20 protein-coding genes are annotated in these 19,431 nt (G+C 73.2%); 9 read left to right on the top strand and 11 right to left on the bottom strand.

Features of this window, described 5'->3' with window-relative positions; all coding sequences use genetic code 11:
- Window positions 1–149: 149 nt before the first annotated feature.
- On the top strand, window positions 150–1,091 hold the full coding sequence (locus CLT74_RS12035) for an FAD-dependent oxidoreductase (protein WP_099851842.1): 942 nt from the start codon (window positions 150–152) through the stop codon (window positions 1,089–1,091).
- 35 nt (window positions 1,092–1,126) lie between these two features.
- Here the strand turns inward: CLT74_RS12035 and CLT74_RS12030 are convergent, their stop codons facing one another.
- Both CLT74_RS12030 and CLT74_RS12025 read right to left on the bottom strand, forming a co-directional pair.
- Window positions 1,127–2,407, bottom strand: a complete 1,281-nt coding sequence (locus tag CLT74_RS12030; RefSeq protein ID WP_099846603.1) for a cation:proton antiporter domain-containing protein — start codon at window positions 2,405–2,407, stop codon at window positions 1,127–1,129.
- A gap of 150 nt (window positions 2,408–2,557) precedes the next feature.
- Window positions 2,558–4,690 (bottom strand): SpoIIE family protein phosphatase, encoded by a 2,133-nt coding sequence (locus tag CLT74_RS12025; protein ID WP_099846602.1) that lies wholly within the window; start codon window positions 4,688–4,690, stop codon window positions 2,558–2,560.
- Between the two features lie 188 nt (window positions 4,691–4,878).
- Here CLT74_RS12025 and CLT74_RS12020 point away from each other — a divergent pair, with 188 nt between their 5' ends.
- Window positions 4,879–5,739 (top strand): mechanosensitive ion channel family protein, encoded by an 861-nt coding sequence (locus CLT74_RS12020; RefSeq protein ID WP_099846601.1) that lies wholly within the window; start codon window positions 4,879–4,881, stop codon window positions 5,737–5,739.
- A gap of 64 nt (window positions 5,740–5,803) precedes the next feature.
- Here CLT74_RS12020 and CLT74_RS12015 read toward each other — a convergent pair whose 3' ends face one another.
- Complete coding sequence (locus tag CLT74_RS12015) at window positions 5,804–6,178, bottom strand: DUF6401 family natural product biosynthesis protein (RefSeq protein WP_099846600.1); 375 nt, start codon at window positions 6,176–6,178, stop codon at window positions 5,804–5,806.
- 158 nt (window positions 6,179–6,336) lie between these two features.
- Here CLT74_RS12015 and CLT74_RS12010 point away from each other — a divergent pair, with 158 nt between their 5' ends.
- Complete coding sequence (locus CLT74_RS12010; protein WP_099846599.1) at window positions 6,337–6,783, top strand: hypothetical protein; 447 nt, start codon at window positions 6,337–6,339, stop codon at window positions 6,781–6,783.
- Window positions 6,784–6,816: 33 nt separating this feature from the next.
- Here the strand turns inward: CLT74_RS12010 and CLT74_RS12005 are convergent, their stop codons facing one another.
- From CLT74_RS12005 to CLT74_RS11985, 5 genes are all read right to left on the bottom strand, one after another.
- Window positions 6,817–7,104 carry a hypothetical protein gene (locus CLT74_RS12005; protein WP_486582265.1) on the bottom strand — a complete coding sequence of 96 codons (288 nt, stop codon included), beginning with the start codon at window positions 7,102–7,104 and terminating at the stop codon, window positions 6,817–6,819.
- A gap of 95 nt (window positions 7,105–7,199) precedes the next feature.
- Complete coding sequence (locus CLT74_RS12000; protein WP_099846597.1) at window positions 7,200–7,457, bottom strand: hypothetical protein; 258 nt, start codon at window positions 7,455–7,457, stop codon at window positions 7,200–7,202.
- Window positions 7,458–7,604: 147 nt separating this feature from the next.
- Window positions 7,605–8,066: an SRPBCC family protein gene (locus tag CLT74_RS11995; RefSeq protein WP_099846596.1), complete on the bottom strand. Its 462-nt coding sequence runs from the start codon at window positions 8,064–8,066 to the stop codon at window positions 7,605–7,607.
- A gap of 48 nt (window positions 8,067–8,114) precedes the next feature.
- The gene (locus tag CLT74_RS11990) at window positions 8,115–8,531 is read right to left on the bottom strand and encodes a DUF2795 domain-containing protein (RefSeq protein ID WP_099846595.1); all 417 of its coding nucleotides are present in this window, start codon (window positions 8,529–8,531) and stop codon (window positions 8,115–8,117) included.
- A 44-nt stretch (window positions 8,532–8,575) separates the two neighbouring features.
- On the bottom strand, window positions 8,576–9,553 hold the full coding sequence (locus CLT74_RS11985; protein WP_099851839.1) for a YihY/virulence factor BrkB family protein: 978 nt from the start codon (window positions 9,551–9,553) through the stop codon (window positions 8,576–8,578).
- A 147-nt stretch (window positions 9,554–9,700) separates the two neighbouring features.
- Here CLT74_RS11985 and CLT74_RS11980 point away from each other — a divergent pair, with 147 nt between their 5' ends.
- Window positions 9,701–10,102, top strand: coding sequence for a ChaB family protein (locus CLT74_RS11980; protein ID WP_099846594.1), 402 nt, complete (start codon window positions 9,701–9,703; stop codon window positions 10,100–10,102).
- Between the two features lie 102 nt (window positions 10,103–10,204).
- On the opposite strand, the gene CLT74_RS11975 is transcribed toward CLT74_RS11980, so the two are convergent.
- Window positions 10,205–11,638: an aldehyde dehydrogenase family protein gene (locus CLT74_RS11975; protein WP_099851836.1), complete on the bottom strand. Its 1,434-nt coding sequence runs from the start codon at window positions 11,636–11,638 to the stop codon at window positions 10,205–10,207.
- A gap of 69 nt (window positions 11,639–11,707) precedes the next feature.
- Here CLT74_RS11975 and CLT74_RS11970 point away from each other — a divergent pair, with 69 nt between their 5' ends.
- Window positions 11,708–13,321: a phytoene desaturase family protein gene (locus tag CLT74_RS11970; protein WP_099846593.1), complete on the top strand. Its 1,614-nt coding sequence runs from the start codon at window positions 11,708–11,710 to the stop codon at window positions 13,319–13,321.
- 18 nt (window positions 13,322–13,339) lie between these two features.
- Here CLT74_RS11970 and CLT74_RS11965 read toward each other — a convergent pair whose 3' ends face one another.
- Together CLT74_RS11965 and CLT74_RS11960 are read right to left on the bottom strand one after the other, a co-directional pair.
- Window positions 13,340–14,107, bottom strand: coding sequence for a polyprenol monophosphomannose synthase (locus CLT74_RS11965; RefSeq protein ID WP_099846592.1), 768 nt, complete (start codon window positions 14,105–14,107; stop codon window positions 13,340–13,342).
- Between the two features lie 94 nt (window positions 14,108–14,201).
- Window positions 14,202–14,648 (bottom strand): SRPBCC family protein, encoded by a 447-nt coding sequence (locus CLT74_RS11960; protein WP_099846591.1) that lies wholly within the window; start codon window positions 14,646–14,648, stop codon window positions 14,202–14,204.
- A 171-nt stretch (window positions 14,649–14,819) separates the two neighbouring features.
- Between CLT74_RS11960 and CLT74_RS11955 the strand changes: the two genes are divergently transcribed.
- Genes CLT74_RS11955 through CLT74_RS11940 form a run of 4 tightly spaced genes read left to right on the top strand, consistent with a single transcriptional unit; the run spans window position 14,820 to window position 19,421 of the window.
- Entirely contained in the window at window positions 14,820–16,592 is a 1,773-nt protein-coding gene (locus tag CLT74_RS11955; protein ID WP_099846590.1) for an HAD-IIIA family hydrolase, read from the top strand.
- The gene (locus CLT74_RS11950) at window positions 16,589–17,560 is read left to right on the top strand and encodes a glycosyltransferase (RefSeq protein WP_099846589.1); all 972 of its coding nucleotides are present in this window, start codon (window positions 16,589–16,591) and stop codon (window positions 17,558–17,560) included. The genes CLT74_RS11955 and CLT74_RS11950 overlap by 4 nt, the downstream gene beginning before the upstream one ends.
- The gene (locus CLT74_RS11945; RefSeq protein WP_099846588.1) at window positions 17,551–18,768 is read left to right on the top strand and encodes a glycosyltransferase; all 1,218 of its coding nucleotides are present in this window, start codon (window positions 17,551–17,553) and stop codon (window positions 18,766–18,768) included. Before CLT74_RS11950 ends, CLT74_RS11945 begins: the two co-directional genes overlap by 10 nt.
- Window positions 18,768–19,421, top strand: a complete 654-nt coding sequence (locus tag CLT74_RS11940; protein WP_099846587.1) for an SIS domain-containing protein — start codon at window positions 18,768–18,770, stop codon at window positions 19,419–19,421. The genes CLT74_RS11945 and CLT74_RS11940 overlap by 1 nt, the downstream gene beginning before the upstream one ends.
- The last annotated feature ends 10 nt before the right edge of the window (window positions 19,422–19,431 follow it).

Genomic DNA, 19,431 nt, shown 5'->3' with positions numbered 1-19,431 from the left:
GAAGCGCTCCCACATGTCCGACAAGGTAACGGGCCGATTGCCGGCTTGTGAAGACCTTCCGGAAGTATCCAGTGAAGTGCGGGGCCACGACGTCGCCCGGTGGCGGCCGGCCACTCTACGATCATGGGATGCGTACTGACCGTTCCGGCGTGGTGGTGATCGGTGCCGGCATCGCCGGTGTGGCCTGCGCCCGGGAGCTGTCCGACGCCGGCATTCCGGTCCAGGTCCGGGAGCGGGGACGGGTGGTGGGTGGCCGGATGGCCAGCCGGCGCTTCGACGGCCGCCCCGCCGACCTCGGCGCGGCCTACTTCACGGTGAGCGATCCCGAATTCGCCGAGGTGGTACGCGGCTGGCAGACCGCCGGCCTGGCCCGGGAGTGGACCGACACCTTCGTCGCGTACGACGGTGGGGGGCGCCGCGAGGTTCGCGGGCCGATGCGGTGGGCGGCACCGCGCGGACTGCGCTCGCTTGTCGAACATCTCGCCCGGGACCTGCCGGTGGTGGTGAACCGGCTGGTGCTCGGGGTCGGGCCGGGACCGACTGTGGACGGCGAGGAACACGCGGCGGTGGTGGTGGCGACGCCCGGCCCACAGGCCGCGTTGCTGCTCGACCCGGAACTCGTCGCCGCCACCGAGGCCGTGGGACGGCAACGATGGTCGCCGACACTGGCGGCGATGCTGCGGTTCCCCACCCGGCGGTGGACCGACTTCCGGGGCGCGTTCGTCAACGACCACTCACTGCTCACCCTGGTCTGCGACGACGGCGACCGACGCGGCGACGGTGCCGCTGTCCTGGTCGCGCACACCACCGACACGTTCGCGGCCGGGCACCTGGCCCAACCCACCGCGGCCGGGCCGGAGATCGAGGCGGCCGTGCGCGACCTGCTCGCCCTGGCCGAACCGGCGGAGCAGGTGCAGGTGCACCGGTGGACGTACGCCAGACCGGCCGACGGAGACGGCCCGGACACCGGCTTCCATCTCGACGACGACGGCATCGGGTTGGCCGGTGACGCGTTCGGCGACCCCCGGGTGCAGACCGCCTGGCGCTCCGGTCGCGACCTGGGCCGGGCCCTGGCCCGCCGACTGACCTGACCGACCCGGGTGGTCGTTGCCGCCCGGTCCGCCGCTCAGGCCACCACGGTGGTGGCCCGGACATCCGGGGTGGGTGTCCTGGTGCGCTGACCAGATGCGTCCAGCAGCCGCATGACCGGGGTCGCCGCGATGCCGTGCGTCACCACGGAGACGATCACCACCAGGGCGGTGGTGGCCCACACCAGCTCCGCCTGGGGAAAGTCGGCTTTCGTGGTGGCGTAGGCCAGGTAGTAGAAGGAGCCGATGCCCCGGATGCCGAAGGCGGCGATCACCAGGTGCTCCGCTGGCCGTCCCGGCGCGCCGCGCAGTGCCAGCCAGCCGATGAGCGGTCGGACCAGGAACACCAGGGCCAGGCCGACAAGTGCGGCGGGCCAGGTCAGCTCAGAAAGCAGACCACCGATCACCGCACCGCCCAGCAACAGCAGCATCAGCACGGTGAGCAGCCGTTCCACCTGCTCGGCGAAGTCGTGCAGGACCGCGTGGTACTCGTGGCTCCGCTCCGCCGCCCGAATGGCGCGGGCTGCCACGAAGACCGCCAGGAAGCCGTAGCCGCCGGCCACCTCCACCAGCCCGTATGCCAGGAAGGTGGCGGCCAGCGCCAGGAATCCCTCCGCGTGCCGGGCCAGGCGCAACTCGCTGGGCGCCCGGAAGAAGAGTTTCCCGAGCAGCCAGCCGATCACGAGCCCACCGATCACCCCCGCCCCGACCTTGTACAGCAGGTCGAGCGTGATCCAGCGGACCAGCCAGTCGCCGGGAGCGAGGCCGGTACCCGCGATCGCGATCGCCGCGTAGACGAACGGGAACGCCAGACCGTCGTTCAGCCCCGCCTCCGAGGTGAGCGCGAACCGAACCTCGTCCTCGGCATCCGAATCGGCGTTGGGCTCGCCGACCTGGACGTCACTGGCGAGTACCGGATCGGTGGGTGCCAGTGCCGCGGCGAGCAGCAACGCGCTGGCCGGTACCAGGCCCGCCCACCACCAGCCGAGCAGTGCGACGGCGGCGATGCACAGCGGCATGGCCACGACCAGCAGCCGCCACGTCGAGGACCAGCGCTGCCAGCTCAACGGACGGTCGATCTTCAGGCCGGCGCCCATCAACGCGACGATCACGCAGATCTCGGTCAGGTGGGTGGCGAGCCCCCGCTGGGCCAGGGGATCGGGCACGGGCAGGCCGATGGGCAACGCGTAGATCAGCATTCCGAGACCGAGGAACGCCAACGGCATCGACAGCGGTCGCCGCTCCAGCAACCTCGGCAGGATGCCGGCGAGCAGGGCAGCCACACCCACCACCGCGAATGCCACGTCGAACGTGTCCACCGGACCACCCCTCGCCCCGCCGCCCCTGAAGGACAGGTGGCGCAGAACGTGCCCCCACCGGGGTTCCGGTAATCCGGGAATTTCTCGGCAGCATGACGACGTGCCGCTTCCTGGTATCCGACGGCCCGCCGGTGGGCCTCGGGCGGGTGCTCAGGTGGACGGAAGCAGGATCTCGAACCAGACCGTCGAGCCGCGGACCGTGGGGTCGGTGCCCCACGCGTCGCTCAGCTCCTCGATCAGACCCAACCCGCGCCCCCGGCTGCTCAGCGTCTCCGTGCGGGCCCGGGTCACCGTGCCCCGGGAGCCCGAGTCGGCCACCGACACGAGCAGGCGCTCCGGACTGAGATCAACCTCCACCCGCGCCGCCGTACCCGCGTGCAGCAACGCGTTGGTGGTCAGCTCGCTCGTGCACAGCACCGCCGCGCCGATCACCGACTCGGCTACCTCCCACTCGGTGAGCTGGGCGGTCATCCAGTGCCGTACCCGGCTCGGCGCGGTCGGCTCGGCGGGTACCTCCATCCGCGCCGACCGGCTCGGACGCAACGCGTACTCGACGGCGAGCACCGCCACGTCGTCCTCGGTCGCGCCGGGCACGGCGGCGGAGGCCACCCCGCACAACGACCTCGGGTCGCCACTGGGCGCACCGGCCACCGACTCCGCGAGGCGGGCCAGGCCGTCCGACAGCCCGCGCCGGCGTCGCTCCACCACACCGTCGCTGAACAGCAGCAGCGTGTCGCCGGGGGAGAAGGCGACGGTACGCGTCGCGGCCCGGTATCCGACCCCCAACGGGGCGCCGGAGGGCACGTCGACGTACTCGGCCCTGGGCTCACCGGACGGAGCACAGCGACGCACCAGCGGCGCCGGATGCCCGGCGCTGGCCAGGGTCAGCTCCTCCCGGCCGACGTCGATGACGCCGAACGCCACGGTGACGAACAGCTCGTACGTGCCGGCCTCGGCGCCGAGGCTGCCCACCAGGCGGTCGAGCCCGGTGAGCACCTGGTCGGGGCGGGGGTCGTTGAGCGCCAGCGCGCGCAGCGCGGCGCGTACCTGCCCCATCCGGGCGGCGGCCTGCACGTCGTGGCCGGCGACGTCGCCGAGGACCACCCCCAGCTCGCCGGTGGGTAGCACGAACGCGTCGTAGAAGTCGCCGCCCGCGGCGTTTCCGTCGACGCCCGGGTCGTACCGGGCGGCGATCCGCAGCCGGGGCAGGACCGGCAGGTTCTCCGGCAGCATGCTGCGTTGCAGCAGTTGGGCGGTGCCGTGCTGGGTCTCGAACCGGCGGGCCCGCTCGGTCGCCTGCCCGACCAGCTCGGCGCAGGCGGCCAGCAGCGCCCGCTCCGCCGCCGACCACGGATGCGCCGAGCGGTAGCCGACCGTCAGCGCTCCCCGTACCACCGAGGCCCGCAGCGGTACCGCCGCCAGGGCCCGGATCTTCTGGTCGTGCCGGTCGACAGCGATCTCGTGCAACGGCTCGCCGTCGTCGGTGAAGCTGGCCTGTCCGGTACGGGCGCTGACCACCGCCGGGGCCGACCAGCCGGCCGGGCCGCGCCGCCACAACGGGGGCAGCCGCTCGTCCGCCTCGTCCACCAACTCGCCCCGGACCCGCCGGACCATCCGCCACCCGGCGCCACCACCACCACCGTCGTCGACGGCGAAGGAGACCCGGTCGGCGTCGAACGAGGTGATCGCGTAGCGCAGGGCGACCCGGGCCACGTCGTCCAGGGTGAGGGTGCCGGAGAGGGCGGCGGCGAAGTCGCTGAGGCCCTGCAACTGACGGGTCGCCGGGCTGGTCTCGGCCACCACGGACAGGACGCCGACGACCCGGCCCTGGCTGTCGCGTACGGGGGAGCAGGCCCGGGTGTAGACGGGCTGGTCGAGTGCGGCCGAGGCACGGTGCAGCGGGAGCGGGATCTCCTTGTCCAGCAGGGGGGTGCCGGTGCGGTAGGCGTGCTCGATCACGTCGCCGACCCCGGGACGCTGCCACACCTCGGCGAAGACCTCGGCGGCCGGCCGCGTCACGGCGTGGGGATGCCGGTCGCCGATCAGTTCGGCGTACGCCTCGTTGTAGAGCAGCAGCAACTCGGCGCCGAGGTGCAGGGCCATCGGGGCCGGTGAGCCGAGCACCACCTCGGCGGTCGCCCGGACGGCGGGGTCCCACGACTCGTACGGGCCGAGCGCTGTGGCACCCCAACGGGGGTCGTCGGCGACGGCCGCCGTGCCCGGCACCGCCGTGCCCGGCAGCGGGCCTGCTGGCGTGGGTACTCGCCCGACCGTTCCTGGCATGAACGCAGCCTAGTCCGCCCGCTCGACAGGCGTTCCCGATCATCGGCCGGGCGCGTCGGCTCGGGACATCAGGGCAGGTCAGAGCCGGTCCGATGCGATCTGTCCAGAAAAAGGGGCGGATCGGAGCGGCGTGCTGGCCGGGGGAAGGGGTAAGCGCGCGGGGCAATCCATGCGACAGGAGGGACGTCATGCCGGAAACCCTCGCGGCCAGGCAGGTCAACATCGGTGACGCCGCGGCCGACATGTGGAGGTCGGTGCTGCTGTTCGTGCCCCGGGCCATCGCGTTCATCGCGATCCTCGTGGTCGGATGGCTCATCGCCAGAGCCGTGCTCAAGATCGTGGATACGGTCCTGGAACGGGTGGGGTTCGACCGGGCGGTCGAACGGGGCGGTATCAAGCGTGCGCTGGAGCGGACGCGGTACGACGCCAGTGACATCCTGGCGAGGCTGGCGTACTACGCCGTGCTGCTGTTCACGCTTCAGTTCGCCTTCGGCGTCTGGGGACCGAACGCGATAAGCGACCTGATCGCGGGCGTGGTGGCGTGGCTGCCACGGGCCTTCGTGGCGATCGTCATCGTGGTGGTGGCGGCCGCGATCGCCAACGCGGTGCGGGACCTCGTCACCGGGGCGCTCGGCGGGCTGTCGTACGGCCGGTTCCTGGCCGACGTGACGGCGATCTTCATCATCGCGCTGGGCGTGATCGCGGCGCTCAACCAGGTGGGCATCGCCACCACCGTCACCCAGCCGGTGCTGATCGCGGTGCTCGCCACGGTGGCCGGCATCCTGATCGTCGGCGTCGGTGGTGGTCTGGTGCGGCCGATGCAGAACCGCTGGGAAGGCTGGCTCACCAGAGCGGCCGAGGAGTCGCGGGCGATCCGCGAGCAGCGGCAGGGTGCCGAGGCCGGTCGCGGCGACATGCAGCGGCAGATGGCCGACCGGACAGGTGCCGCCCAACCGGCCTCCCGGGGATCGGAGTCCTCGATGGCCGGGGGACGGGGTACCTACCAGTCCGGCAACGCCGGCGACGAGACCCAGCAGTTCCGTCCGTGACGGTCGGTCTCGTCGGCAGTCGTACCAAGACGGGTGTCCGCCGCAGGGCGGGCACCCGTCGCCCTCACAGCGGCGGCGGCTGCGGGGCCGGCGTGTCCAGCGCGCCGGTCAGCGCGCAGACCGCGAGCAGGCGCAGCATGACCCAGTCCGCCTCCGCCCAGTCGACCGGGGCGTCGGCCGGCCGCCAGCCGTACTCCTCTGCGGCGGCGCACATTCCGTCGGCGTAGCCGGCGAGGGCCGCGGCGGTCAACGGCCGCCGGTCCCCGTGCAGGCTGTCACGCACCGCGGCGGCGTGCTGGTCGACGGCGGCGAGCAGCCCCGGCCGGCCGGTGGCGGCGGCAAGCCCGTCGAGGCCCACCGCGTTGGCGAGCGTGACGAGGCTGGACCGCGCCCAGTCGACGGCGGTGGGGGAGGTGACCCGGTTCGACGACACGCGCATGGGGAACGAATGTAGCCAACCCGCGGCGCCGTGACCTCGGCCGCTCGGTCGGTCACGGCCTCCCCGGCGGTGCCCGCCAGCTGTCCGGGGGGATCGAGTCGGACGCGGCGGGCGGCGGAAACCGGACGCCGTGACACGGCCGGCACCAGGAGGTACGGATGGACTCCCGCGACGAACCCGACGAGCGGCACCGGCGACCGCCCGGAGTGAGCGACGACACGGTGGCCGCCCTCGGCAAGCTCAGTGAGGCCCTGGAGTGCGTGGAACGCGCCCGTGGGCACCTCTACTCGCTGCACCAGCTCATCGGGCACGCCGACCTGATGCTCGACGACGCGGTACGGAAGTTCCGCGACGCCGGCCACCCTGAGATCGCCCACCGCATCGCCGACGAGCTGGTGGGCCGCAACGTCATCGCGGGTCGGTGGACGTTCCAGATCGTCGAGGACTTCGACGACGGCTACCACGCGCTGTTCCGCGACGTGGAGCGGTCGGCACGCGAGCAGCTGGTCGGCGGTCGACGGCACCTCTACGAGGCGGAGATGAAGGAGCGCCGCCGGACGCACGGGCGGTCAGGCCACGAGGCGCGTCCGGCCGGCGAACCGTGATGCCTCGGCTCAGCCGAGGACGTCGAGCAGCCCCTACTCGGAGGAGCGCACGTCCGCCGGGCGACGACGCGCGGCGTCGTCGGCGATGATCACGGTCGCCACCATCAGCGCGACGCAGAGGCTGAACAGCCATGAGCTGTCATCGACCAGCCGGGCGGAAACGGGCGCCTGCACGGCGGCGAGGAGGAAGCCGAGCCATGCCAGGCGGCGCTGACGCGTGGAGAGGAAGCCGGAGCCCTGATGCATTCCGAAAGTCTTGCGCGCGACGCGGCCATTGCCGTCAGCCGAACGGCCGATTCTGGCTGAGCTGTCCGAATTCACCGTCCGTTCGGCGGACCCGTCCGGGCTGGCCGGCGTGGCGTTCCGGGTACGTGGCGAAGCGGCGGCACGAGCCGGAAACGTACCCGGGAACGGTGTCAGAGGGTGTCCGGGCCGGTGCGTCCGGTGGTGGAGGGACGGTAGGCGCGGTCCGGGTCGGTGGGTTCACGGCCCGTGCCGGGCACCTCGCCGCCCCGGTCCGCCGCTTCGGGGCCGTGCCCGAAGGCGGCTTCCTCCCCGGCGTCGTTGCCCGTCACGTCGTCGGCCTGCCCGTCGAGCGTGGACCTGGCGACGGCCCGGTCCAGTTCCTCAAGCGGAAGTCGTTCCTCGTTACGCCATGCCCTGTCGTCGGTCATGCCTTCGCGGTACCCCGGCCCGGTCGTCGCAAACGACACCTCCCCCGGCGGCGGGTGACCGTCCGGTGGTGGCGGGCGCGACCCGGACGGGACGCGACGACGGCCGCCGGGGTCCACCCGGCGGCCGTCGAGGATCTCATCGCGGGATCAGGGTTGCGGACGGTCGACCTGCCCGCGCCACGCACCCGTCTCCTGGCCGCGTCGCTCGATGAAGGTCTTGAACCGTTGCAGGTCACCCTTTGCCCGGCGGTCGACCACGCCCAACTTGTCGCCGGCCTTCTCGATCACCCCGTGCGGGTCGAACTCCAACTGGAGGCTGACCCGGCTGTTGTTCTCGTCCAGCCGGTGGAAGGTGACCACCCCGGCGTGCTCGGTGCCGCCGGTCGAGCGCCAGGCCACCCGCTCGTCGGGCAGCTGCTCGGTGATCTCGGCGTCGAACTCGCGCTTGACCCCGGCAATCTCGACGGTCCAGTGGGTCATCGTGTCGGAGAGTTGGCGGATCTCCTGCACACCCTCCATGAACTGCGGAAACTCCTCGAACTGAGTCCACTGGTCGTACGCCGTCCGGACCGGGACGGCCACGTCGACATGCTGCGTCACGCCACTCATGGTTATCCTCTCCTGCGCTCGGTGAGGTTGCGGACCGGTCCGGTCCACCTACCAGCGCGTCGTCTCGTTGGTATGGCCGAGGGCCGCCCACACCTCGGACACCGTCTGGTACCGGGTGTCCTCGGGCAGACGCTCCAACGCGGCCACCACGTCGTCGGGGGCCTCGTTCGCACGGGCGTTGGCGAGCAGTGCGGCCCGGTCGCCGGGCAGGGCGGTCATCGTGATGAACCGTCCCAGCCGGCTACGTGCCTCGACGTCCTCGGAGGTCATGCCCTGGGGAGAGCCGCTGCGCAGTTCGCCGGCCGGCGCCGTGGTGGGCTCCGGCTGGTCCTCGCCCGCAGGCTCCGGGACGCGGAACTCGTCGACCCGCGAGCCGCCGGTCCCCGGCCCCTGTACGAGGCCGCTGACCTCCTGGCTCATCTGGTCGTCGACCCTCGGTGAGTGCTTGCTGCTGCCGCGATCCATGTCTTCTGCGCTACCCGGGGGACGGGTGGTAAACCGGCAACCGGTCACGTGTCGGCCGGAGACCGGGGTGGCAGGACCGGGTCGTCGGCGTCCTCCCGGCCGGACTGGAGCCTCCGTCCCCGCTGGAGTTCGGCGTTGATCTGGACACCGAGCATGAGCGCGGAATTGGACAGGTAGAGCCAGACCAGGAACGCGATCACCGCACCGAGGCTGCCGTACGTGGTGTCGTAGGAGCCGAAGTTCGCCACGTACAGCCCGAAGCCGAAGGAGCCGAGCGCCCAGGCGGCCAGGGCCACCATGCCGCCCGGGGTGAGCCAGCGGAACCGTGGCTGGCGTACGTTCGGCGCGACCCAGAACAACAGGGACATCAACAGCATCGCGATCAACGCGAGCGCCGGCCACTTGGCCACGGCCCACGCGGTACGCGCCGCACCACCGGCCCCGACCAGGTCACCGACCGCGTCGGCGACCGGGCCACTGAGGATCAGACCGGCGGCCACGGTGGCCAGCAGCACCAACGACAGGGCGGCCAGCCCGATCTGCATCGGACGCAGCTTCCAGACGGGTCGTCCCTCGACCACGCCGTATATCGCGTTCGAGGCCCGGGTGAACGAGGCGATGAAGTTCGAGGCCGACCAGAGCGCGCCGAGCAGACCGAAGCTGAGCAACACCCCGGCGGAGCTGTTCTGGCTCACCACCTCGCGGACCACACCGACGAAGCTCTCGTTCGCCACCACCGAGCCGGCACCCACGTCCCGGGCCAGGTCGAGCACCGTGTCGACGGTGCGTTCCCCGTCGGAGACCAGACCGACCAGGGCCACCACCACGACTGTGGCGGGGAACAGCGCCAGCACCCCGTAGTAGGTGAGGGCGGCGGCCCAGTCCGTGCAGTTGTCGCTCAGGTAGTTGCGTCCGGCCCGCACCAGCACGCCGCGCCAGGTCTGCCAGCGAAGCTGGCGGAACCCGGGTAGTCGCGGCACCTGCGGGTCGGCCGACGGGGCGTCGGGATTCGTCGTCGTCATCACCGCTCCTGGGACACGGCGGGCGCCTGCGGCTCGTCGATGGCCCCGGCGGTACCCGGCCCCGTCCGGCGGCAAACGCCGCGGCGTTTGCCGCCGCCGTGCGGGGGTACGCCAATCCGAATCACCCGAAAACGGAGGAGGATCGAGATGCCCGGGCGCGAGGTACTGCCCAGCACGCTGCGGCGCTCCCCGGAAAAGGCCCAGCGCACCTGGGAGAAGACGCACGATTCCGCGGTCGAGACCTACGGCGAGGGCGAGCGGGCGCACCGCACCGCGTTCGCCGCCGTCAAGCATGAGTTCGAGAAGGTCGGCGACCACTGGGAGCCGAAGGGTCGCAAGGGCCCCAGCGACGAGCAGGCCGCCGGTGGTGGCCCGACCCGGCGGGCACCGACCGCCGGAGGGGTGGACGCGAACGCCCCCAAGGAGCACCTCCTGGGGGTGGCCCGCGAACTGGACGTGCCGGGCCGGTCGAGCATGACCAAGCCGGAGCTGGTCAAGGCCATCCAGAAGGCCAACGACCGGGAGACCCGCAAGGCGCGCGGCGGCTGACCACGTCGCCGTTGCCTGGGGTCCGGCCGGCGTAACCGCCGCGCCGGGCCCCACGGCTCGCCTGGCGCTGCCGGTCGCGGTGGCCGCCGGGTCGGCAGCGGTTCACCAGTGGCCGCCGCCGGGTGCCTGGATGTGCACCGCCTTGGTGACGGTGAACTCGTCGAGCAGTTCCGGGCCGTAGCCGAAGCCCTGGCCGCTGCTCCGGCGCGGGTGCGCGGCGCCGGCCGGCGCGCCGCCGAAGACCGAGTTCACCTTGACGGTGCCGACCGGCAGCTCACGCCAGGCCCGCTGGGCGTGGCTCATCGACCCGGTCAGCACCGTCGCGGCCAACCCGTACGGCGAGTCGGCCGCGCACTTCAACGCCTCGGAGAACGAGTCGACCACCACCACGGCGGCGACCGGGCCGAACGTCTCCTCACGGATCAACGTCAGGTCGTGCCGACAGTTGTCGACAACCGTCGCGGGATAGAAGGCCCCCGGCCCCTCCGGCAGGGTGCCGCCGGTGCGCAGTCGGGCACCGTCGGCCACCGCCGCGATCACCTGCCCGTGCACGTGGTCGCGATGCCGTCGGTCGACGAGCGGGCCGAGCTGGGTGTCCGGGTCCCGTCCCGGTCCGACGCGCAGCGCGGCGGCCCGCTCGACAAGCGCCGCCACCACGTCCTCGGCGACGTCGCGGTGGGCGTAGATCCGCTCCACCGCGACACAGATCTGGCCCGCGTTGGCGAAGGCGCCCAGGGCGGCCTCGGCGGCGGCCCAGGTCGGGTCGACGTCGGCGTCGATGATCAGCGGGTCGCTGCCACCGTTCTCCAGCAGCACCTTGGCGCCGGTGCCGGCCGCCGCCGTGGCGATGGCCCGGCCGGTGGCGCTGGCGCCCACATGGGCCACCAGGTCCACCTCGGCGGCGGCGAGCGCCGCGCCGGTCTTGGGGTCGCCGCTGAGCAGCGACAGCACCCCGGCCGGCAGGGCGCTGTCGAACGCGCGGGCCAGCAGCCACCCGGTCGCCGGGGTGCGCTCGCTGGGCTTGTGCAGCACCACGTTGCCGGTGACCAGGGCGGCGCCGACCAGTCCGCAGGACACCGCGACCGGGTCGTTCCACGGCGTGATGACGGCTGCCACGCCACGCGGCTGCGGCGTCATGAAGTCGATGGCGGCCGGGTCGCCGTGCAGCGTACGGCCGCCCCGGGCGGGCGCGAGCTCGGCGTACTGGCGCAGGGTGGCCACGCCCGTGTCGACGCCGCCCCGGGCGTCCGCGAGAGGCTTGCCCATCTCCGCGGTCGTCGCCTCGGCCAGCTCGTCGGCGACCTCGGCGACCGCGTCGGCGATCCGGTGCAGTGCCGCGGCCCGCTCCGCCGGGGCCGTCGCGGCCCACTCCGGCGCGATTCCCCGTGCCGCCGCCACCGCCTTGTCGACCTCGTCGGCCGTGGCGATCGGCGCGCTGGTCACCGGCCGGCCGTCAGCCGGATCGTGCACCAGCAACTCGCCGGCCTCCCCGCCGGCACCCCAGACTCCACCGATGAGCTGCGTGACCGTGTACATGGCGCGCTGCATGCCCGGGCCGAGCCGTGACAAACGTTTCGCCGGGACGACTCGGGGTAGCGTCCCCGGATGACTTCGCCAGGTTCCCTCGGCGCCGAACGGGCCGACGCCATCGTCATCGGCGCCGGACACAACGGCCTGGTCGCCGCAAACCTGCTGGCAGACGCGGGTTGGGACGTGCTGGTGCTGGAGGCGACCGAGGTACCCGGCGGGGCGGTGCGCTCGGCCGAGGTGACCGCCCCCGGCTACCTCAGTGACCTCTTCAGCTCGTTCTACCCGCTCGGCTTCGCCTCACCGGTGCTGCGTGGGCTCGACCTGACCCGGTACGGGCTCACCTGGCGGCACGCCCCCGACGTGCTGGCCCACCTGTTCCCCGACGACCGGGCCGCGGTGCTCAACCGCGACCCCATGGTCACGGCGGCGTCGCTGGAGACGTTCGCCCCCGGCGACGGCGAACGCTGGCTGACCGCGTACGAGGAGTGGCAGCAGGTCGCCGACCCGATGATGCAGCTGATCACCACTCCGTTCCCGCCGGTACGCGGCGGTCTCGGCCTGCTGCGCCGGCTGCGGGTCGGTGGCTCCCTGCGACTGGCCCGGCGGCTGGTGCTGCCGGTGAGCCGGCTCGGTGAGGAACTGTTCGCAGGTGCCGGCGGGTCGGCGTTGCTGGCCGGTTGCGCCCTGCACACCGATCTGTCCACGGAGGAGGCCGGCTCCGGCGTCTACGGCTGGCTGCTGGCCATGCTCGGGCAGCAGGTCGGCTGGCCGGTCCCGGACGGTGGCGCGCAGAAGATCACCGACGCGCTGGTGGCCCGGTTGGCCGAGCGGGGCGGTCGGATCCACTACGGCGCCCGGGTGGAGCGGGTGCTTGTCGCCCGGGGCCGGGCGATGGGCGTACGCACGGTCGGCGGCACCAACTGGCAGGCCCGGCGCGCCGTGCTCGCCGACGTGCCCGCGCCCGCGCTGTACCTGGACCTGGTCGGTGCCGCAGTGCTGCCGCCGCGCCTGGTGGCCGACCTCGAACACTTCCGTTGGGACGGCTCGACGCTGAAGGTGGACTGGGCGCTGTCCGCCCCGGTGCCCTGGACCAACCGTCGCCTGTCCAGCGTCGGCACGGTGCACCTGGGGGCGGACCTCAACGGGCTCACCGGCTACGCCGCCACGCTGGCCCTGGGCGAGCTGCCACCGGATCCGTTCCTGCTGGTGGGGCAGATGTCGGTGGCGGATCCGAGCCACTCGCCGCCGGGCACCGAGTCGCTCTGGTCGTACACCCACCTGCCGTTTCGTCGGCACTGGCGGGCCGACGACATCATGGCCCACGTCGAGCGGATGGAGGCGGTGCTGGAGGCCGCCGCGCCCGGTTTCCGCAGCCTGGTGGTGGGCCGGCAGGTGGCCGGCCCGGCCGAGCTGGAGGAGGCCAACCCGAGCCTGGTCGGTGGCGCGCTGGGTGGCGGCACCGCCGCCCCCTACCAGCAGTTGTTCCTGCGGCCGGTGCCGGGCCTCGGCCGCGCCGACACCCCGGTGGACCGGCTCTTCCTGGCCAGCTCGTCGGCACACCCCGGCGGCGGGGTGCACGGGGCACCGGGCGCGAACGCGGCCCGCGCCGCCCTCGCCCGCGACCGGGCCCTCACCGGTGGGTTGTATCAACGGGCGATCGCCACCGCACACCGGGCCGTCTATCCGTGACCCGGCCGGATCGACGGGTCAGGGCGCGATGTTGCGGTGCCGGGTACGGAGCTTGAACGGCATCAGGGCACTTTCGATTTTGGTGGCGGTGGTCATCTTCGAGGCGCCGTCGCGCCGCTCCTCGAAGCGGATCGGCACCTCCAGGATGGTGTGCCCCAGCTTGGTGGCCAGGTAGTGCATCTCGACCTGGAAGCTGTAGCCGTTGGACTGCACCCGCTCCAGCCCGATGTCGCGCAGCGCGTCGGCCCGCCAGATCTTGAAACCGGCGGTGAGGTCCCGGATCCGTACCCGCAGCAGCGTGTGCACGTACAGGTTCGCCCAGCCGCTGAGCGCCCGCCGGTACAACGGCCAGTTCTCGTCCAGCTCGCCGCCCGGCACGTAGCGTGATCCGATGACCACGCCGGCCTGAGTGGAGAGCAGCGCGCCGAGCATGCCCGGCAACGCCTCCGGCGGGTGGGACAGGTCGGCGTCCATCTGCGCCACGTACTCGGCGCCGCCGTCGAGGGCCCGGCTGATCCCGTCCACGTACGCCCGGCCGAGACCCTCCTTGCCCGGCCGGTGCACGACCTCCACCCGTTCCGGATGCTCTATGGCGAGCTTGTCCGCGACCTCGCCGGTGCCGTCGGGCGAGTTGTCGTCGGCGACCAGCACCTTCAGGCCTGGTAGTGGCAGCGCGAGGAGGCGTTCGACCAGGACCGGCAGGTTGCCCGCCTCGTTGTAGGTCGGGACCACGACGGTCAGGCGCACGTCCCGCCACGGCGAGGGCAACTGGACGGGTTCGATCATGGGGGACATCCTCGGTCTGCGGACAGGGTTCCCCGAGAGCGTAGCTACTTGTCCCTTCCGGGGTGAAATGGCTCCCCCGGCGCGGTGCCCGCGATCAGTCCGGTGCCTTCTGCCGGCGGGCGATGTCGGAGAGCCGGTCCAGGGTCTCCTCGTTGCGCAGGTGCAGCACCAGATCGTTGATTTTGGTGCGGATCCAGCGCAGTGGACCGGCGGCGAAGTCCTCGGCGAGCAGCACCCGGGTCGTGTCCGGGTCGACCGGCTCCAGGGTGAAGACCACGACCGCCTCCCCGGCCGGCCAGAGTTGCACCCGGAGCACCAGCCTGCGTTCCGGTTCGCAGGCCAGCACTGTCGAGCAGTCCTCCAGGGAGAATGGCCAGGGGCCGGCGCGGTGGTACAGCCGGGTGCCCACCCCGGGCCAGTCGTCGTCCACGTTGCGCATGTGGGCGGTACCCACCACCCAGTCGCTGTAGGTCCATCCGTCCGCCAGCACCGCCCACACCTGCCGGGCCGGAGCCTCGATCACCTTCTCCACAACCGCCACCGCCCCTCGGTACCCGGCCCACGGCCTCGGCTAACGAGGTGGCCGGGTTAGCTTCTCGGCGACCGCGGGTAAGGCCACCGCGGGCGGCCGTGCGGGTACCGCCGGTGCGCGGTGTCGTCGGCCGCGTCGCCGGTGACGTTTACTCACCGGGGCGCAGGGAACCCGCCGCCCGTGCGACAGGACCATGGGGAGCCGGATCAGCGCAGGTCAGCCGGGGTGCTGGCCGATCCCGGCCGGGCCGTGTCCGGCCCGATCCTGTTCGACGCGGTGCTGCTGGACCGCGACGGCACCCTTGTCGAGGACGTGCCGTACAACGCGGATCCGGACAAGGTGCGTCCGATGCCGGGGGCCCGTGCGGCGCTGGATCGGCTGCGCGCGGCCGGGCTGAAGCTCGCCGTGGTGACAAACCAGTCCGGGTTGGCCCGGGGACTGTTCACCGAGCGGCAACTGCACCGGGTGAACCGCCGGATCGAGGCCCTGCTCGGGCCCTTCGACTCCTGGCAGGTGTGCCTGCACGACGACGGGGACGGCTGCGCGTGCCGCAAGCCGCGACCGGGACTCGTGCACGCCGCCGCCCGGGCGCTGGGCACCGTACCCGCCCGTTGCGCCCTGATCGGAGACATCGGCCGCGACGTCACGGCGGCGCTGGCCGCCGGTGCGGCAGGAATCCTGGTCCCGACGCCGGTGACCCGCGCCGAGGAGGTCGCGGCCGCCCCCTGGGTGGCCGCCGACCTGCCCGCCGCGGTCGCGGAGATCCTTCGACGGCAGGCGGCACTGAGCCCGGCGAAGCCGATGTCGGGGACGGGGAGCCGGGCCGCCACCACGGGTGTCCGGCGGCCGGCACCGGGGCGCCCGGGTACCGGCCGCACCGTCCTTGTGGTGCGGTCGGACTCGGCCGGCGACGTGCTGGTGACCGGACCGGGCATCCGGGCGGTCGCCGCCGGGGCCGAGCGGGTGGTGCTGCTCTGCGGGCCCCGTGGGCGGGCCGCCGCCGGCCTGCTGCCCGGCGTCGACGAGATCATCGAGCACCGGTTGCCCTGGATCGACCCGGACCCCGCGCCTGTGCATCCGTCGGACATGGCCGCCCTGGTCACCCGGCTGTCGGCGGTGGCCGCCGACGAGGCGGTCATCTTCACCTCGTTCCACCAGTCGCCGCTGCCGCTGGCTCTGCTGCTGCGGATGGCCGGGGTCGCCCGGATCGCGGCGATAAGCGACGACTACCCCGGCAGCCTGCTGGACGTGCGGCACCGGGTGCCGGCCGGTGTGCCGGAGGCGGAGCGGGCCCTCTCGCTGGCCGCCGCCGCCGGCTACGTGCTCGAAGACGGCGACGAACCGCACCTACGGCTGCGTCCGGTCCCGCCGCCACCGCGCGAGGCCGGCGAACCGGGTTACGTGGTGCTGCATCCCGGGTCGGCGGCGCCGGCCCGGGGTTGCCCGCCCGAACTGGCCGAGCGGATCGCCGACAAGTTGAGCGCCGCCGGGTACCGGGTGGTGGTCACCGGCGGGCCACCCGAGCGGGACCTCACCGCACGGGTCGCCGGACGGCACTGCCGGGACCTCGGTGGCCGGACCGGGCTGGCCGCGCTGGCCGGGGTGGTGGCCGCCGCCGGCGCGGTGGTGGTCGGCAACACCGGACCGGCGCACCTGGCCGCCGCGTACGGCGTGCCGGTGGTCAGCCTCTTCGCCCCCACTGTCCCCTTCGGCCAGTGGGGGCCGTGGCGGGTGCCGACGGTACGCCTCGGCGACGCCACCGCCGCCTGCCGCGACACCCGGGCCGCCCGGTGCCCGGTGCCGGGGCATCCCTGCCTCAGCGGCGTCGAGCCGGGTGCCGTCCTGGACGCGTTGCGGCTGCTGGGCGTACCGCCGGACCGGGCGCCCACCGGTTCGACCGGGTCGCGGCCGGTGCCCGAGGTGGCCGGCATCGGCGCTGGGGGCACCCGATGAACATCCTGCTCTGGCACGTGCACGGCTCCTGGACCACCTCGTTCGTGCACGGCAAGCACCGGTACCTGATACCAGCCACCCCGGACCGGGGGCCGTACGGGCTGGGCCGCGCCCGCACGTACACCTGGCCGGAGAGCGCCGCGGAGGTGAGCCCGGAGCAGTTGCCCGGCGCCGAGGTCGACCTGGTGATCCTGCAACGTCCCGAGGAACTCGACCTGGCCGAGGAGTGGCTCGGTCGTCGGCCCGGCCGGGACCTGCCGGCGATCTACGTGGAGCACAACACGCCGAAGGACGGCCAGGTCCCCAACAGCCGTCACCCGATGGCCGACCGGGACGACCTGCTCATCGCCCACGTGACGGCCTTCAACGAACTGTTCTGGGACACCGGTGCCACCCGCACCACAGTCGTCGACCACGGCATCGTGCCGCCGACCGTGGAGTACACAGGCGAACTCGACAGGCTCGCCGTCGTGATCAACGAGCCGGTCCGCCGCTGGCGGGTCACCGGCACCGACCTGCTGCCCCGGTTCGCCGAGATCGCCCCGCTCGACGTCTTCGGCATGAAGGTGGCCGGGCTGGCCGAGCACCTCGGTCTGCCGGCCGATCGACTCACCAGCCACGACGACGTGCCGCAGCACCGGATGCACGCCGAGTTGGCGCGCCGACGGGCGTACCTGCACCTGTGTCGGTGGACGTCGCTGGGGCTGAGCCTGATCGAGGCGATGACGATGGGCATGCCGGTGGTGGCGCTGGCCAGCACCGAAGCGGTGATGGCGGTGCCGCCCGGCGCCGGTGCCCTCGCCACCCGGGTCGACACGCTGCTGGAGGCCGCCAACCGGTTCGTCACCGAACCGCAGCGGGCGCGGCGGGCGGGCGCCGAGGCCCGGGTCGCCGCTCGCGAACGTTACGGCCTCGACCGATTCCTCACCGACTGGGACCGGCTGCTGGAGGAGGAAGTATGCGGATAGCGATGATCTCGGAGCACGCCAGCCCGCTCGCCATCCTGGGCGGCGAGGACGCCGGTGGCCAGAACACGCACGTCGCGGAACTCTCCGCCGCGCTCGCCGCCGCCGGTCACGACGTGCGGGTCTACACCCGCCGCGACGCGGTGGACCTGCCGGTGACGGTACGCAGTCCGGACGGCTACGACGTGGTGCACGTCCCGGCCGGGCCGGCCGAACCGGTGGCGAAGGACGCGCTGCTGCCGCACATGCGCCAGTTCGGCGCCTGGCTCATCGACAGGTGGCGGGGCGGGGACTGGGCCCCCGACGTGATCCACGCGCACTTCTGGATGAGCGGGCTGGCCGCGCTGGAGGCCGGCCGCCGGACCGGGGTGCCGGTGGTGCAGACGTACCACGCGCTGGGCACCGTGAAGCGTCGACACCAGGGCGTTCAGGACACCAGCCCGGCCCGGCGGATCAGCTACGAGCGCCAACTCGGCCGCTCGGTGGACCGGGTGGTCGCGCAGTGCCGCGACGAGGTCGGCGAGCTGGTCCGGATGGGCGTGCCCCGGTCGGCGATGACTGTCATCCCGTCCGGGGTCAACCTGGCCACGTTCGCCCCGCTGGGGCCGGCCACCGAGCGCGAGCCCGGCCGGGCGCGGATCCTCACCGTGGGTCGGCTGGTGGAACGTAAGGGCTTCCAGACTGTGGTCCGGGCGATGGCACACGTACCCGAGGCCGAGTGTGTGGTGGTCGGTGGCCCGCCGGCCGGCCTGCTGGAGACCGACCCGTACGCCCGGCGGCTGCGGGCCCTGGCCGGCAGTTGCGGCGTCGCCGACCGGGTCCGCCTGGTCGGCGCGGTGCCCCGGGAGGAGATGGGCCGCTGGTACCGCTCGGCGGACATCCTGGTCGCCGCGCCCTGGTACGAGCCGTTCGGGCTGACCCCGCTGGAGGCGATGGCGTGCGGGGTGCCCGTGGTGGCCACCGCTGTCGGCGGTCTGCGGGACACGGTGGTCGACGGCGTGACCGGGGACCTGGTGCCGGCCCGGGACCCGCGGGCGCTGGGGGAGGCGCTGCGCGCGCTGCTCGACGACCGGATCCGCCGGTTCGCGTACGCGGGCGCGGCCCGGGCCCGGGCCCGCCGGCACTACTCGTGGGCGGTCACCGCCCAGCGCCTCGCCGAGGTGTACGACGAGGTGGCCGCGGTACACCGACCGACCCGGGTGGTGGCCTGATGAGTCTGCTCGACGCGCACCTGGCACACCTGACCGCGGCGCTGCCGCCGTTCCGGCGCTGCGAGCCGCTGCTCGCCCGGTGGGGCGCGACGCTGGCCCGGCGGCTCACCGACGGCGGTCGGCTGCTCGTCGCCGGCAACGGCGGCAGCGCCGCCGAGGCGCAGCACCTGACCGCCGAACTGGTCGGCAAGCTGCGTGACGACCGCCAGCCGCTGTCCGCGATCGCGCTGCACGCCGAGACGTCGGCGTTGACCGCGATCGGCAACGACTACGGCTACCAGGAGGTCTTCGCCCGGCAGGTCCGCGCGCACGGCCGACCCGACGACGTGCTGCTGTTGCTGTCCACGAGCGGCGGCAGCGGCAATCTGATCGCCGCCGCGCGGGCCGGGCGGGAGGCGGGACTGCGCTGCTGGGCGTTCACCGGGCCGGCGCCCAACCCGCTCGCCGAGGCGTGTCACGAGGTGCTCGCGGTGGATTCGCCGGACCCGCAGGTGGTCCAGGAACTGCACCTGGTCTCCAGCCACCTGCTCTGCGAGTACGTCGAGCAGGCGATGGCCGAGCAGCCGAAGCCGACGGCACCGGCGGCAGGTGCGGTGCGGGCCGGCGTCGAGGTGGTGCTGGACGGCGGAGCCGTCCGGCCGGTGCAGGCGTGAGGAGGCAAGC

The sequence above is a fragment of the Verrucosispora sp. CNZ293 genome (assembly GCF_002754655.1).
Note: the sequence above shows the minus strand (reverse complement) of the source record. Positions and strands in the feature narration are given on the sequence as shown.